General features: G+C 65.9%; 13 protein-coding genes. 7 read left to right on the forward strand and 6 right to left on the reverse strand.

The window, feature by feature from the left end; genetic code table 11:
- Positions 1-441 precede the first annotated feature (441 nt).
- The 3 genes from VHB27_RS17830 to fusA form a co-directional block, all read right to left on the reverse strand.
- Entirely contained in the window at positions 442-804 is a 363-nt protein-coding gene (locus tag VHB27_RS17830; RefSeq protein WP_325602970.1) for a hypothetical protein, read from the reverse strand.
- A gap of 12 nt (positions 805-816) precedes the next feature.
- The gene (locus VHB27_RS17835) at positions 817-1,125 is read right to left on the reverse strand and encodes a hypothetical protein (protein WP_325602972.1); all 309 of its coding nucleotides are present in this window, start codon (positions 1,123-1,125) and stop codon (positions 817-819) included.
- A 534-nt stretch (positions 1,126-1,659) separates the two neighbouring features.
- Positions 1,660-3,747: an elongation factor G gene (gene fusA, locus VHB27_RS17840; protein WP_325602974.1), complete on the reverse strand. Its 2,088-nt coding sequence runs from the start codon at positions 3,745-3,747 to the stop codon at positions 1,660-1,662.
- A 241-nt stretch (positions 3,748-3,988) separates the two neighbouring features.
- Here fusA and VHB27_RS17845 point away from each other — a divergent pair, with 241 nt between their 5' ends.
- The 3 genes from VHB27_RS17845 to VHB27_RS17855 all read left to right on the forward strand — a co-directional run bounded on the left by VHB27_RS17845 (position 3,989) and on the right by VHB27_RS17855 (position 7,728).
- Entirely contained in the window at positions 3,989-5,275 is a 1,287-nt protein-coding gene (locus VHB27_RS17845; RefSeq protein WP_325602976.1) for a DUF1800 domain-containing protein, read from the forward strand.
- A 4-nt stretch (positions 5,276-5,279) separates the two neighbouring features.
- Positions 5,280-6,467, forward strand: a complete 1,188-nt coding sequence (locus VHB27_RS17850) for a DUF1501 domain-containing protein (protein WP_325602978.1) — start codon at positions 5,280-5,282, stop codon at positions 6,465-6,467.
- A gap of 85 nt (positions 6,468-6,552) precedes the next feature.
- Positions 6,553-7,728: a cobalamin-independent methionine synthase II family protein gene (locus VHB27_RS17855; protein WP_325602980.1), complete on the forward strand. Its 1,176-nt coding sequence runs from the start codon at positions 6,553-6,555 to the stop codon at positions 7,726-7,728.
- A gap of 65 nt (positions 7,729-7,793) precedes the next feature.
- Here VHB27_RS17855 and VHB27_RS17860 read toward each other — a convergent pair whose 3' ends face one another.
- The gene (locus VHB27_RS17860; protein ID WP_325602983.1) at positions 7,794-9,140 is read right to left on the reverse strand and encodes an MmgE/PrpD family protein; all 1,347 of its coding nucleotides are present in this window, start codon (positions 9,138-9,140) and stop codon (positions 7,794-7,796) included.
- Positions 9,141-9,158: 18 nt separating this feature from the next.
- The gene (locus VHB27_RS17865) at positions 9,159-9,944 is read right to left on the reverse strand and encodes an SDR family oxidoreductase (RefSeq protein WP_325602985.1); all 786 of its coding nucleotides are present in this window, start codon (positions 9,942-9,944) and stop codon (positions 9,159-9,161) included.
- A gap of 161 nt (positions 9,945-10,105) precedes the next feature.
- Here VHB27_RS17865 and VHB27_RS17870 point away from each other — a divergent pair, with 161 nt between their 5' ends.
- The 3 genes from VHB27_RS17870 (at position 10,106) to VHB27_RS17880 (ending at position 12,399) form a co-directional block, all read left to right on the forward strand.
- Positions 10,106-10,558, forward strand: a complete 453-nt coding sequence (locus VHB27_RS17870) for a MucR family transcriptional regulator (RefSeq protein WP_325602987.1) — start codon at positions 10,106-10,108, stop codon at positions 10,556-10,558.
- A 205-nt stretch (positions 10,559-10,763) separates the two neighbouring features.
- Positions 10,764-11,561: an enoyl-CoA hydratase-related protein gene (locus VHB27_RS17875; RefSeq protein ID WP_325602989.1), complete on the forward strand. Its 798-nt coding sequence runs from the start codon at positions 10,764-10,766 to the stop codon at positions 11,559-11,561.
- 13 nt (positions 11,562-11,574) lie between these two features.
- The gene (locus tag VHB27_RS17880; RefSeq protein ID WP_325602991.1) at positions 11,575-12,399 is read left to right on the forward strand and encodes an LLM class flavin-dependent oxidoreductase; all 825 of its coding nucleotides are present in this window, start codon (positions 11,575-11,577) and stop codon (positions 12,397-12,399) included.
- A 37-nt stretch (positions 12,400-12,436) separates the two neighbouring features.
- Here VHB27_RS17880 and VHB27_RS17885 read toward each other — a convergent pair whose 3' ends face one another.
- Complete coding sequence (locus VHB27_RS17885; RefSeq protein ID WP_325602993.1) at positions 12,437-13,504, reverse strand: amidohydrolase family protein; 1,068 nt, start codon at positions 13,502-13,504, stop codon at positions 12,437-12,439.
- Between the two features lie 144 nt (positions 13,505-13,648).
- On the opposite strand from VHB27_RS17885, the gene VHB27_RS17890 reads away from it, so the two are divergent.
- The coding region (locus tag VHB27_RS17890; RefSeq protein ID WP_325602995.1) for an RsbRD N-terminal domain-containing protein at positions 13,649-14,183 on the forward strand (535 nt) is incomplete at its 3' end.

The raw sequence follows: 14,183 nt of genomic DNA on the forward strand, positions 1-14,183 counted from the left end.
GATCCACTACTTCCTGCACGCGCTTGGGCAATAGCGGGGCGCGGCGGTGGACGAGCGGCGTCGTCGCCGTTCCTCTGCGCCGGCCGGGCTTGTCCCGATGGGCGTTGATTTGAGCGGAGGCTGAGCACCGGCGGATACCAAATCCTCCCGGTATAGAAAGCGCCAGGGCTCATGCATCTGAGCGCCGAAGCGCCTTCATGGACCACGATGAGATGGAGGCCGGGCCGCCTGAAGCTGCCGCCCACGGGATTTGTCCCGGCCATCCACGATTTTCGCTGCGCGCTAAGTCGTGGATGACCGGAACAAGGGGCCAGGACGGGAATGCGATCGTCCCCGAAGCCCGTGGATCAAGTCCAGCGGATCAGGCCAAGGATCAAGCTCACCGGATCAGGCCCACCAGATCAGGCCCACCAGATCAGGCCCCGGGGATAGACCGAGGGATCAGGCCCAATGGCCCTCCTGCCAGACCCAGCCGCTGCCCTGTTGCTGCCATTGCCCCGGCACCCAGGCGCTGGCGCCTGGCGGAACGGCGACATACTGGCCGCCTTGCCAGCTCCAGGGATTGGCGCCGATGCCGGTATAGCGCCAGTGTCCGGGCTGCCAGACCGTCGGCGTGGCACTGACGGGCGGAGGCGGCACCAACTCCGACATCGGCGGTGGCGGCGGGGTCGGAGCGGCCGGCATCACCGTCGGCGCCGGCTGCTGCACGATGACCTGGGTCGGCGGCGGGGCTGGCGTCGCGCAGCCGGCCAAGGCCGACATGGCGGGCAACGCCACCGGAAGGATGAATTTCGAGAACCGCATGATCAGCCTCCGTTACCCGCGCCAGCGACCGTCGACCCAGATGTAGCCGCCGGCGGCCTGCTGCTCCCAATGGCCCGGCTCCCAGACCGCGGCAGGCTGCGGCGGGGCGACATAGTGGCCCTCTTCCCAGGCCCAGGTGCTGCCGTTCCACGCCCAATGACCGGCCTGCCACGTCATCGGCGGGCCGGAGGGCGGGGGCGGGGTGACCTCGGTGCGGGGCGGGGGCGGGGCGGAAGGCGCGACGATGACCGTCTGCGCGACGGCGGCGCTGGTCAGCCCCACCACGGCGAGGCCGGCAAGACTCAGGTATCGGGTAAACATATAAAGCTCCCTTTACTGTGAAGGTAATGAAAATCACAGTTCCGCGAGAAATTCGACTTTCGCGGTTACTGGTTGTGACGACGAAATAGGGCGCCGATACGGCGGTAGAACAGGATCGCGGATCACAAGGTCATGATGATCCCACAACACTCCGGTGATGGAGGCCGGCTTCAAATAGCAAGGAACCGCCGGCGAATGGCCATGCGCCGGGATCCACGATCCCTATGAATCATAGGAGTATCATTCCGTATATAATACGATCCAGTGCTCGCGCCGGCCCTCTTCCGTACGGTGATGTCACAGGGCCGGAGTGGACGGGAACGCCTGGCCACTTCGCATGCGGACTCTACGCCGCAGCAGGCTCATATCTGGCGAGAAATGAGGTCGCCTTCCGGCGCCACGCATGGCGGATAATGCCGTGGCCTGGCGATGCGGCGTCGCCGCCCGCGCAGGGCGGCTTCGACCCCGCACAAACGAAAAGACGCGGGCGATGGCCTCGCCCGCGTCCTTCGGTCCCAGCCTGAAATCAGGCGATCAGGCGCTCTTTTTCATGATCTCGTCCGCCACGTTGCGCGGCACCGGATCGTAGTGGTGGAACTGCATCGTGAACGACGCGCGGCCCTTGGTCATGGATCGCAGGTGGGAGATGTAGCCGAACATCTCCTTCAGCGGCACATGCGCGCGCACGATGACGGTCGAGCCCGAGGATTCCTGGTTCTGGATCATGCCGCGGCGGCGGTTCAGGTCGCCGACGACGTCGCCCACGTGATCCTGCGGCGTGGTGATCTCCACGTCCATGATCGGCTCCAGGATGATCGGGCCGGCGTTCTTCATGCCCTCACGGAAGCAGGCCTTGGCGGCGATTTCGAAGGCCAGCGCCGAAGAGTCGACGTCGTGGTACTTGCCGTCCACCAGGGTGAACTTGAAGTCCACGGTCGGGAAGCCGGCCAGCACGCCGGTGTCGGCCTGCACCCGGATGCCCTTTTCGACCGCCGGGATGTATTCCTTCGGTACCGCGCCGCCGACGATGCTGTTCTCGAAGACGATGCCCGCGTTCCGCTCCAGCGGCTCCCAGACGATCTTCACCTCGGCGTACTGGCCCGAACCGCCCGACTGCTTCTTGTGGGTATAGGTCTCGGTGTGCGTGCGGGAAATCGTCTCCCGGTATGCCACCTGGGGCGCGCCGATGTTGCAGTCCACGCCGTATTCGCGGCGCAGGCGGTCGATGATGATCTCCAGGTGCAGCTCGCCCATGCCCGACAGGATGGTCTGGCCGGTTTCCTGGTCGGTCTTCAGCCGCAGCGAGGGATCCTCGCCGGCCAGCTTCTGCAGGCCCAGGGTCATCTTCTCGACCGCTTCCTTGGTGCGCGGCTCGACCGAGATGTCGATGACGGGCACCGGGAAAGCCATGCGCTCCAGCACCACCGGGTCGTCGCTGGACGCCAGCGTGTCACCCGTGCCGGTGTCCTTCAGGCCGACGAAGGCGGCGATGTCGCCGGCCTCGACTTCCTTGATCTCCTGGCGCTTGTCGGCGTGCATCTGGAACATCCGGCCGATGCGCTCACGATGGCCCTTGGTGGTGTTCATCACCATGTCGCCCGACTTCAGCGTGCCGGAATAGACGCGCACGAAGGTCAGCGTGCCGTATTTGTCGTTGATGATCTTGAACGCGAGGCCGGCGAACGACGCCTTCGGGTCGGCCTTGATGCGGCGGCGGTCCGGATGGTCGGCTTCTTCCTGGCCCTCTTCCAGCGCGACGGCGATGCCGGGGACGTCGATCGGGGAAGGGAGGTAGTCGATCACCGCGTCCAGCAGCGGCTGCACGCCCTTGTTCTTGAAGGCGGTGCCGCACAGCACCGGGCGGAAGTCGCCCTGGATGGTGCCCTTCTTGATGCAGCGCTTCAGCGTCTCGACCGAGACGTCGCCCTTGTCGAAATATTCCTCCATCGCCGTCTCGTCGACGGACAGCGCGGTATCCAGCAGGTTCTGCCGGTATTCCGCCGCCTGTTCCGCCAAGTCGGCCGGAATGGGCTCGTCGTGGTATTTCGCGCCCAGTTCGCCGCCTTCCCAGATGATGGCCTTCATCTCGACCAGGTCGACGACGCCCAGGAAACTATCTTCCGCACCGATCGGCAGCTGCAGGGGCAGCGCGACGATGTCGAGCTTCTCCTTCAGCGTCGCGAAGGCGCGGAAGAAGTCCGCGCCGGTGCGGTCCAGCTTGTTGATGAAGATGATGCGCGGGACGTTGTAGCGGTCGGCGAGGCGCCAGTTCGTCTCCGACTGCGGCTGCACGCCGGCCACGCCCTCGATGATGAAGATCGCGCCGTCCAGAACGCGCAGGGAGCGGTTCACTTCGATGTTGAAATCGATATGGCCGGGCGTGTCGATGATGTTGATGCGGTGGTCCTTCCACTCGCAGGTCACCGCGGCCGAGGTGATCGTGATGCCGCGCTCACGCTCCTGCTCCATGTAGTCGGTCGTGGTGTTGCCGTCGTGAACCTCGCCGATCTTGTGCGACACGCCCGTGTAATACAAAATACGCTCAGTGGTCGTCGTCTTCCCCGCGTCGATATGCGCGGTGATGCCAATGTTTCGTATCCGGGCGAGCGGCGAGTCGGTCACGGTTATTCTCCAATGCATCAACGGGCGCGCGATCCGGTCCGGATCGTGGGGTTCCCACCCCCGCGCGCCCGCGTCCTATGTACCGGCCTCCCAGCAGCCGGTCCTGTCTGCGCGGTCATGTGCGACAGAGTAAGCCGATTTGCAAGCCTTGATTTGCCCGGCCTCCGTTTGGCAGCAATGCCGCACGGAACCTCACCCTTCGTCACATCCGGCAACAGAGCCGAGGTTTAGTCTGCCGGACATGGACCTTCGGACCGCACATGCCCTGGTACGCTTCGGCCTTGGCCGACGCCCCTCGGAACCGCTGCCGGCCGACCCGTCGGCCTGGCTGACCGCACAGCTGCAGGGCGTCGACCGCCCCGCGTTCGACCCGCCCCCGACCGCCGCTGCCGGCCTCGCTGCGATCCGCGACGACCGGCTGAACAAGCCACCGCCCGGCGAGTCGGAGGCCCAGGCGCTGTTCCGTGCCCAGTCGGCCGCGCAGATGGCGAATGCGGTCACCACCCGGACGCCGTTCCGCGAGCGGCTGGTGTGGTTCTGGACCAATCACTTCACCGTCTCCCGGAAACGCGGCGAGATCGCCCCCCTTGCCGCAGCGTTCGTGGAGGAGGCGATCCGCCCGAACGTCACCGGCCGGTTCGAGGACATGGTGCTGGCCGTCATGCACCATCCCGCCATGCTGCTCTATCTGGACAATGCCGGTTCGGTCGGCCCCGACAGCCGTGCCGGGGAGCGGAGCCATCGCGGCCTGAACGAGAACCTGGCGCGCGAATGCATGGAACTGCACACCGTCAGCCCGCTCGCCGGCTATACCCAGGCCGATGTGACGTCCTTCGCCAAGATCCTGACCGGGTGGTCGATCGAGCGCCGGAAGGAGCCGCTGGGCTTCCGCTATCGCCCGTTCGCGCACGAGCCGGGCGTGCAGACCCTAATGGGCCGCACCTTCCCGCCAGACGAGCAAGGGGGTGTCCAGGCGCTACGCTTCCTGGCCAACCACCCCGCGACGCATCGGTTCCTGGCGACCAAGCTGGTGCGGTATTTCGTCGCCGACGACCCGCCGCCGGCCGCCGTGAGCCGGATCGAGACGGTGCTGCGTAACACCGGCGGCGACCTGCACGCCGCCTCGATCGAACTGGTGCGGCTGGACGCGGCCTGGCAGCCGGGCACGAAGCTGCGCACGCCGGCGGAGCTGGTGGTCGCCGCGGTGCGCTGCCTGGAAGTCCCGCCGGACAAGGTGCCGATCGTCGGCATCATGGGCGGTCTTGGCCAGCCGCTATGGGCGGCGCCGGCGCCGAACGGCTGGACGGACCGCGCGTCGGAATGGGCGGCGCCCGAGGCGATGATGCGGCGGATCGACTGGTCCAGCGGCTTCGCGGGGCGGGTGGGCCAGCGGGACGTCGTGCAACTGGCCGACGACACGCTGGGTCCCCTGCTGCAGGCCGACACCGCCGAGGCGATCCGCCGAGCGGGGTCGCGCAAGGACGCTATGACGCTGTTGCTGACGTCTCCGGAATTTCAAAGGCGGTAATCCCATGCGCATCACACGTCGCGGCGCTCTGCTGGGGCTGTCCTCGGCCATCGGGTTGGGGCATTCGTCGCTGGCCCTGGCCGCCGCGCCCACCGACCGGCGGTTCGTCGTCATCATCATGCGTGGGGCGCTGGATGGGATGGCGGCGGTGGTCCCCTATGGCGACCAGGGGCTGGCCGCGCTGCGCGCGCCGCTGGTGCCTCCGGCGCCGGGACAGCCGGACGGCCTGCTGGACCTGGGCGGGTTCTACGGCCTGCATCCGGCGATGACCGGCATGCACGAAATGTTCAAGGCGCATGAGGCCGCGGTGGTGCACGCCGTCGCCGCGCACTACCGGGTGCGCAGCCATTTCGAGGCGCAGGATTACCTGGAATCCGGCGCCGACCAGCGGCTGACATCGGGCTGGCTGAACCGGGTCGTGGCGGCGCTGCCCGCCGAACCGGGGAAGCATCCGGAGGGGGAAGCGCTGGCGGTCAGCGTGTCCGTCCCGCTGCTGCTGCGCGGGCCGGTGCAGGTGGCGAACTGGGCGCCGCACGGGTTCGGGCAGCCTGCCCCCACCCTCTATGCCGCTATCGAGGCGCTGAACCGGCAGGACCCGCTGCTGGGTCCCGCGATCCGCGATGGGCTGGCGGCGCGCGGCTTCAGCGCCGGGGTGATGGCGGCGGACCACGATGACGACAAGAGCCGCTTCGGCTTCCCGGCGCTCGCCAAGGCGGCGGGGGAGATGCTGGTGGCGCCGAACGGCCCCAGGATCGCGGCGCTGGAGATCAACGGCTGGGACACCCACACCGCGCAGGTGAATCGGCTGCGTGAGCCGCTGCGCCAGTTGGATGCGGGGCTGGTGGCGATGAAGGCGGCACTGGGGCCGGCCTGGGCGCAGACGGCGGTGCTGGTGATGACGGAGTTCGGCCGCACCGCGCGCGTCAACGGCACCGGCGGCACCGACCACGGCACGGCCACGGTGGCGTTCCTGGCCGGCGGTTCGGTCGCGGGCGGGCGGGTGCTGGGCACATGGCCGGGCCTGGGCGAGGGCAAGCTGTTCGAGAACCGCGACCTGGCGCCGACCACCGATCTGCGCGCGGTGGCGAAGGGAATGCTGGGCGGCCATCTTGGGCTGTCCGAGTCGGCGATGCGGCGAGTGTTCCCGGGGAGCGACGGCGTGCAGGGCATGGGCGGGTTGGTCCGAACCTGAGCGGGGCGTCGACGTCCCCTGAATTTCCGATCCCCGCGTCGGCGGTATATCGTCCCTGCCAACCACTGAGGGAAACGACCGTCCGATGCGTTCCAGTCAAAACCGGATCCTTACCACCCATACCGGCAGCCTGCCTCGTCCGGCCGCGCTGACCGCGATGTATGCCGGCCGGATCGAAGGCGAAGCGATCGACGAAGCCGCACTCGACCGCGCCGGCCTGGAGGCCACGCGCCATGTCGTGCGTGCGCAACTCGATGCCGGCATCGATATCGGCAACAACGGCGAGCAGCAGCGCGAGGCCTTCTTCCTGTATGTCCGCCGGCGCATGAGCGGCTTCGGCGGCAGTTGGATCCGCCGCACCATGGCCGACGTGGCCAAGTATCCAGGGTACCGGGCCTGGGCGGCGGAGCAGGACGGGGCACGCAAATCGGTGTCCAACCGGGGCGCGCTGCCGAAGGCGATCGGGCCAGTCGAATACCTCGATCCCGCGCTGGTCCAGGCGGAGTGCGACACGTTCACCGCGACGCTGGCGGAGATGAAGCCCGGATTCATCGAACCATTCATGACGGCACCTTCACCGGGCATCGTCGCCGCCGCCTTGCAAAACGAATACTACGACACCGAGGACGCTTATCTCGCCGCGCTCGGCCGGGCGCTGCGCATCGAATACGAGGCGATCCACAAGGCCGGGTTCCTGTTGCAGATCGACGCGCCCGACCTGGCGCTGGAGCGGCACGTGTCGTTCCAGGACCGGCCCCTGAGCGACTTCATCGATTTCGCCGAGAAAGTGGTTGCGACCATCAACGATGCGCTGGCGAACATCCCGCGCGAACGGGTCCGTATCCACGCCTGTTGGGGCAACTACGAAGCGCCGCATGACTGCGACGTCGACCTGCACGACATCCTGCCGACGATCTCGCGCGCGAAGGTCGGCGGTTGGGTTTTGCCCTTTGCCAATCCGCGGCATGCGCATGAATACCGCTGCCTGGACAAGCTGCCGTTGGACGATGGCCAGGTCGTCGTCGCCGGCGTGATCGACCCGTTGACCAACTTCGTCGAGCACCCCGAGGTCGTTGCCGACCGGTTGGAACGTGTCGCGCAGGTGGTGGGCGATCCGTCGCGCGTGATCGCGGGCACCGATTGCGGTTTCGACACCTCCGCCGGCCGCGGCCGCGTCGCCGAGGACGTCGTGTGGGCGAAACTCCGCGCCATGGCCGACGGGGCGCGGATCGCTTCCGAACGGTTGGGGATGAAAGGATAGAGCGGCGCGCGAGGTCCGTGTCCGCCGCCTCGCGGCCCGCCGTATCGGCGGCGCGGACCTTGCGCCTACGCCGCCATCCGCGCCAGCGCCCCGGCGTCGGACAACGCCTCGACGGCCCAGGCCTGACGCATCAGTTCGCGGGTTCGTTCCGCTCCGATCAGGGGTTCCGCCATGCCGGCGAACTTCACCTCCAGTTCGGCATCGCTCATCGGTCGGCTGACGCTGCCGATCCCATGCTCGATCCGGCAGATGCACTGCGTGCCGTCGCGCAGTGTCACCGCAACGATCGCGGCATCGGCGGCGACCGAAGGATCGAGTTCGGCGTTGACCCGGTCCTGGAACGCCATCAGCGCGGGGTCGCGGACCGCGGTCTCGGTATCCATGTCCTGGATGCGTGCCGTGCCGCGGATGAACGCGACGGCGGTCCAATGATGCAAGCTCACATGCGCCTGCATCTCATCCTTCGGATTGCGGTTGTTGCACAGTGCCATCGCGCCCGGTGAGGCCTTGATGTCCACGGCTTTAATGTCGTCGGCGTGCAAATGATGCGTGGTCCGCAAAGCCAGGCATGCATCGATGATGGGATGGATGACGATACCGCACGGATACGGTTTGTAGGTATTGCGCAGGATCTCCCACCGTGAGCCCAGCGCCCCGGACAGGGCGTCGAGGTCGGGCGTCTCGGAGAATACGCTCAGGAAGCCGTACCGCCCCTCCAGCGCCGTCGGCGAGGCGGTGAAGCCGGCCTGCGCGAGGAAAGCGGCGCGCAAGCCGGTTTGCGCAGCCTGCGCGGGCATCAGCGGAGTCACCAGGCTGCCATGCATCGCCCGGAAGCCGGCGGCCTGCGACAGGGCGATGCCGATCGCGGTGCGCATCGTGACCGTATCGAATCCCAGCATGCGCCCGGCGGCGATCGCGGCGCCGATGCCGCCCGTGATGCCGGTGCCGGACCATGCCATCGATCCTTTCGCTGGCGGCACGGTCAGCGCCTTGCACAACCGGCAGGTGACTTCGACACCCAATGCGAAGCCCAGCAGCAGGCCGGCGCCGGAAACAGGATGGGTCTCGGCCATCGCCAGGGCCGCGCTGGCGACCGGTCCGCTGGGATGTACCACGGCCTGTTCATGCGTATCGTCGAAACTGTATACACTGGATGCGAGGCAGTTGATCAGTGCCGCGTGCAGCGGATCGGCCTTGTGCCCCCGGCCGATCAGCGTCGCGGGTCCCGGTCCCGCGAAGGTGCCCAGCGCGGCCTCGGCGGCAATGACCCCGTGATGGCGGGCGCCGCCCAGGGTGCAGCCCAGGATGTTGAACAGCGAACGCCGCGCCTCGCGCTTCACCAGTTCGGGCAGGTCGTTCAGCCGCGCAGCGGCGGCATAGGCGGCGATTTCGGTGGTAACGGCATCATGCATGACGGCCATTCCCTCCTGTCAGAGCGCGCGGTTGGCGCCGCCGTCGATGTCGACGATCGCGCCTTGTATGAAGTCGGCCCGCAGAGATGCGAGATAGGCGACGAACTGGCCGATTTCCTCCGGCCGGCCGACGCGCTTGGTGCCATGGGATTGCAGCAGGAAGGACAGAGCTTCCTCACGCGAGAGAGTCCGCTCCCGCATCACACGTTCGATGTTACGGCTGAAACGGTCTGTTTCAATCAGGCCAGGGTTGATCGCATTCACGCGCACGCCGTCATCGACGCCGATATCCGCCATTGCCTTGGTGAAGTTCAGCAGCGCGACGTTCACCGAACCCCCGATCGTGAACTCCGCCGAACCGGCGCGGGCGCCGATGCCAACGATGTTCACGATGCTTCCCCGCGTCCGGCGCAGATGCGGCCACGCCGCTCGGGTCATTCGGACATAGCCGTGGAACTTCAGGGCGAAGCCGTCCTGCCAGTCCTCATCCGTCAGGGTGAAGAAATCCGCGCGTTTCGTTGCGCCGGCATTGTTGACGAGCAGGTCGAGTTGTCCGAACCGAGCGACGGCCTCGTCGACGACGCGGGCCGGTTCGGCGGGGTCGCGCAGGTCTGCGGACACGGTCTGTACTTGCACCTGGGCGGTATTCGTCAGACGGGTGGCGATTTCAGCGAGCTTGGACTGGTCGCGCGCGACAAGACAAACATGCATCCCTTCCCGCGCGAGCACGGTGGCCACGGCTGCGCCGATACCTCGGTTGGCGCCGGTAATCAGTGCTACCTTTCCGTACAATTCGAGTTCCATTGTCCGCTTCCCAGTATTTTGCCCTGCATGATGCATCCAGCGCAGGACGGCGGCAAATCTGGTTTATGCTTGATAATTTTCGGCTATTATGAAAACCAATATTGGCACAGTGCGGATGGATGGCTTATATCGATTCCACCCGGGTTACAGGAAAGAAATAGATGACGGATGAAGTGTTGGGTTTCACAGCCCAGATCGTGAGCGCACACCTGACGAAGAACGCCGTTCCCGTCGAGGAACTTCCCGCGCTCATACGTGAAGTCTACAAGACGCTGTCAAGCGTCGGCGAAGCGGAGGCGGCCGTTGCCGAACCGCACAAGCCTTCGGTTCCCGTGACGAAATCGGTCTTCCCGGATTACATTGTCTGCCTTGAAGACGGCAAGCAGATGACAATGCTCAAGCGTCACCTGATGACGGAGCACAATATGACCGTCGATCAGTATCGCGCGAAATGGGGCTTGCCCACCAACTATCCGATGGTCGCCCCGAACTATGCCGCGACTCGGTCCAATCTCGCGAAGAAGATGGGCCTGGGACGCAGCCGGACCGTTACGCCCCCGGCGAAGAAGGCGGCCCGCAAGGGCGGCGGTCGAAAGGCGGCGGCGAAGTCCTGACACCCGATCACAAGAAGTTGTTTTTCTCCAGTATCTGCTTTCAGAAAAACGCCCGGACCTCGTGTCCGGGCGTTTCTGCTGATCGCGGGCGAAGCTGATTTCAATCCTTACCGTTGCGATTGCCGTCAAAGCCGCCTGCCTCTTCATCTTCCCGCGAAACAGGCCGATAACCCTTCCCGGCGGTACCTAGGGGGAGGAATCACGCATGAAGCATGGCAAGATCCGGCTGGAGACAGTCGGGGCCGTCGCCATACTGACGTTGAACGATCAGGCTGTGCTGAACGCGTTCGGGCAGAAGCTGCGTGAAGACATGCAGGACGCGATGGACCAGGTGGAAGCCGGCCATGCGCGTTGCTTGCTGATCACGGGCGCGGGCCGCGCATTCTGTTCCGGCGCCAACCTGAACGACCCGGACCGTGTGCCACGGGATCGCCAGGCGGAACTGCGGGGCGAGGTCAAAAGCGACCTCGAAGCCTGGTACAATCCGATGTTCCTGCGGCTGCGCGCGCTTCCGTTCCCTGTCGTGACCGCCATCAACGGAATCGCCGCGGGCGCGGGGATGAGCCTCGCGCTCTCGGGCGATATCCGGATCGCCGCGCGCTCCGCGTCCTTTCTGCAGGCGTTCGCGCGAATTGGATTGGTTCCCGATTGCGGCTCTTCCTTCATTCTTCCCCGCCTGATCGGTGTGGCTCGCGCCATGGAGCTGTCATTGCTGGCGGAGCGCCTTCCGGCGGAGAAGGCATTGGAATGGGGCATGATCAATCGGCTGGTCGACGATGCCGCGTTGATGCCAACGGCGTTGGAACTGGCGGAATCCCTGGCGCAAGGACCGAAATCCCTGGGAATGATCCGGCAGCTTTACTGGCAAGGGCTGGACAACGGCTACGCGGCACAGCTTGATGTCGAGGCCAAGACGCAAATTCTCGCGGGCCTCACGGAGGATTACGAGGAGGGCGTCGCGGCCTTTCGCGAAAAACGCCCGGCCCGCTTTAAAGGACAGTAAGGAGATACCGCTCATGCGGATTGGCATCGTATCGATCCCGGCCGGCTCGCCGGACCTTCCCCCTGTTATCGATCGTATCACCAGCATCGCGCGCGATGTCGAGCGGCTGGGCTTCCACGGTCTTTGGGTCACCGATGCGTTCGCGCGCGGCAAGGCGACGCTGGACCCGCTGCTGCTGCTGTCCGCCGCTGCCGCTGTGACCAGCCGGATCGAACTGGGCACATGCGTGTTGCAGGTGCCGCTGCGGCATCCGGTGGAACTGGCGCATCGCGCGACGACGCTGCACGCCTTGTCGGGCGGGCGTTTCGCTTTCGGCGTCGGCAGCGGGTCGACGAAGCACGATTTCGACGCGGTGCAGGCTGACTACGATCGCCGCTTCAAGGCGCTGCCTGCCAGCTTGGAGGTGATGCGCAAGGTCTGGGCGGAGGAGCCGGTTTATGGGCCTGCTCTGACGCAATGGCCGGACACGCATGGCGGCCCGCCGGTGCTGCTGGGCGCCTGGCGGAGCGAGCGCTGGATCAACCTGGCGGCGAAAGTGCTGCAGGGTTGGATCTCCTCGGGCATCCACACCGCGCCGGAGGACCTGGAGATCGGGATCAAGATGTACCGGGACGCCGGTGGCACCCGGTCGGTTCTCGCGAACGTCTTCACGGATTTCCGCGACAACCCCGCCCCGCTGCCATTCGCGCACGTACCGAAGATCACGTTGTTCTGCTCGCCGGCCGAGGCTCGGGACCGGTTGAAGCGATTGGAAGACACCGGTCTGGACGATGCCCTGCTGGTGGTGCCGCCGGACGATCCCAAGCAATTGGAGACGATCGCGCGGTTGGTGGGCTAGGGGCCGGCGGAGCGTTGCTCCGCCGGATCGGCCCCGGTCAGAAGCCGAACAGCGTCCGCGCGTTGCCGCCCGCGATCGCGGACCGGTCCGCCTCCGAAAAGCTGGCGACCGAGGCGATATGCCCCAGCGGGTCGTACTCTCCCATGTCGTAAGGGTAATCGGTCCCCAGCAACAGCTTCCCGACCCCGAAGCCGTGGGCCAGGAACGCTAACTGATCTGGTGTAAAAACGATCGTGTCGAGGTATATTTTCTTTAAGTAATGACTTGGCGGCCGCGGCAGCGCGCCATGCGCGTCGCTGCGTGCCCCCCAGGCGTGATCGATGCGCCCCCAATACGCCGGCAGGTAGCCGCCGCCATGCGATGCGATGATCTTCAGCGCCGGATACCGCTCCAGCACCCCGTCGAAGATCAGGTGGTGCAGCGCCATCGTCGTATCCAACGGATTGCCGATGACATTGCTGAAATAATATTTGGTGAAACGTCGTGCCTCGGTGAAGCCGGCGGGATGGATGAAGACAACGGCGCCGAGGGCCTCCGCCCTGGCCCAGAACGGCTCCAGCGAAGGGTCCGACAATTCCTTGTCCCCGACATGCGCCAGGACCTCGACGCCTTTCAGGCCCAGCGTGGTCATGGCATGTTCAAGCTCCGCGGCGGCTGCTTCGCCGCCTGCGCCCAGCGGTACGGACCCCATCGCCGCTGGAATCCGCTTGCCGCCGGCGGCCATGATCTTGGCGATACCGTTGTTGACCAGCCTCGCGGCCTGCATCCCGATGTCCGGCGGGACGTCGTAGTAGCATTGGTTGGGGGCGGGGCTGATGACCTGAGCGTCCAGGCCCATGTCGTTGAAATCGCGCATCCGCAGCGTCAGGTCCGTCAGGTTCGGCGCGCGGTCTTCCGTCTGCTTGCGCCCGAGCGCACGGGTGTCCTCGGTATAAAGGGTGGCGCGCGGATCGGGCTGGATATGGGACGCGACAAGCCGAGCGGCCTCGGGGACCGCGACATGGGCGTGGATGTCCACCGTCATGCCGGGCGGGCGATTTTCCCGCCCGTAGGTGCCGTGGGTTCGGGCCGCCGTCAAGCCGTAGCGATTGTTCGGTTCCGCCATTCGTCACCTTTTCGATCCGAGATCAGATTAGCTGAAGCTAAACGGGAGATAGATCAAGAGGGAGTGAATCACGGGCCTTCGACTGGCTATTTGTCATGGTTTGCCTACGGTAATGGAGACTCCCGAACAGGACGTTTCAGTCGCATGCTTTCCCGTCTGCCCCAAATTCTGGCTCACGACGCCAAGGCGATCCTTGAGAATTGGGTGACGGCGCTCCGATCGCGATCGGATTTGCGCGTCAACCCGGCGGAAGCGGAAGCGCAATGCCGGGACATCCTGCTCGCGCTGACGCAAGCCGTTGCGGATGGCAACGTGACGGATGTCCGCGGCATCGCCTTCGCTCCCCTGCGCGACATCCTGGCCGATATCGTTCGGCGCCACACAGTGCTGGGCTTCACGCCGTCCGAGATCGCGACGACGATGTTCAGCCTCAAGCCACAGCTTTACACCCGGTTGCAAGCCCTGTTCGCCGACGAGCCGGCCGCCCTGGCGGATGAGATTCTGATCGCCAGCCAACTCGTCGACGCGCTGGGCCTGCTGATGATCGAGGCGCATCAACGTGTGCGCGAAGAACTGATCACGCGCCAGCAGCAGGAGATCAGCGAACTGGCCACGCCGGTGGTCAAGCTGTGGGATGGCATCCTTGCCCTGCCGCTGATCGGCACGCTCGACTCTTCGC

The organism is Rhodopila sp. (genome assembly GCF_035548235.1).
Taxonomy (GTDB): domain Bacteria; phylum Pseudomonadota; class Alphaproteobacteria; order Acetobacterales; family Acetobacteraceae; genus Rhodopila.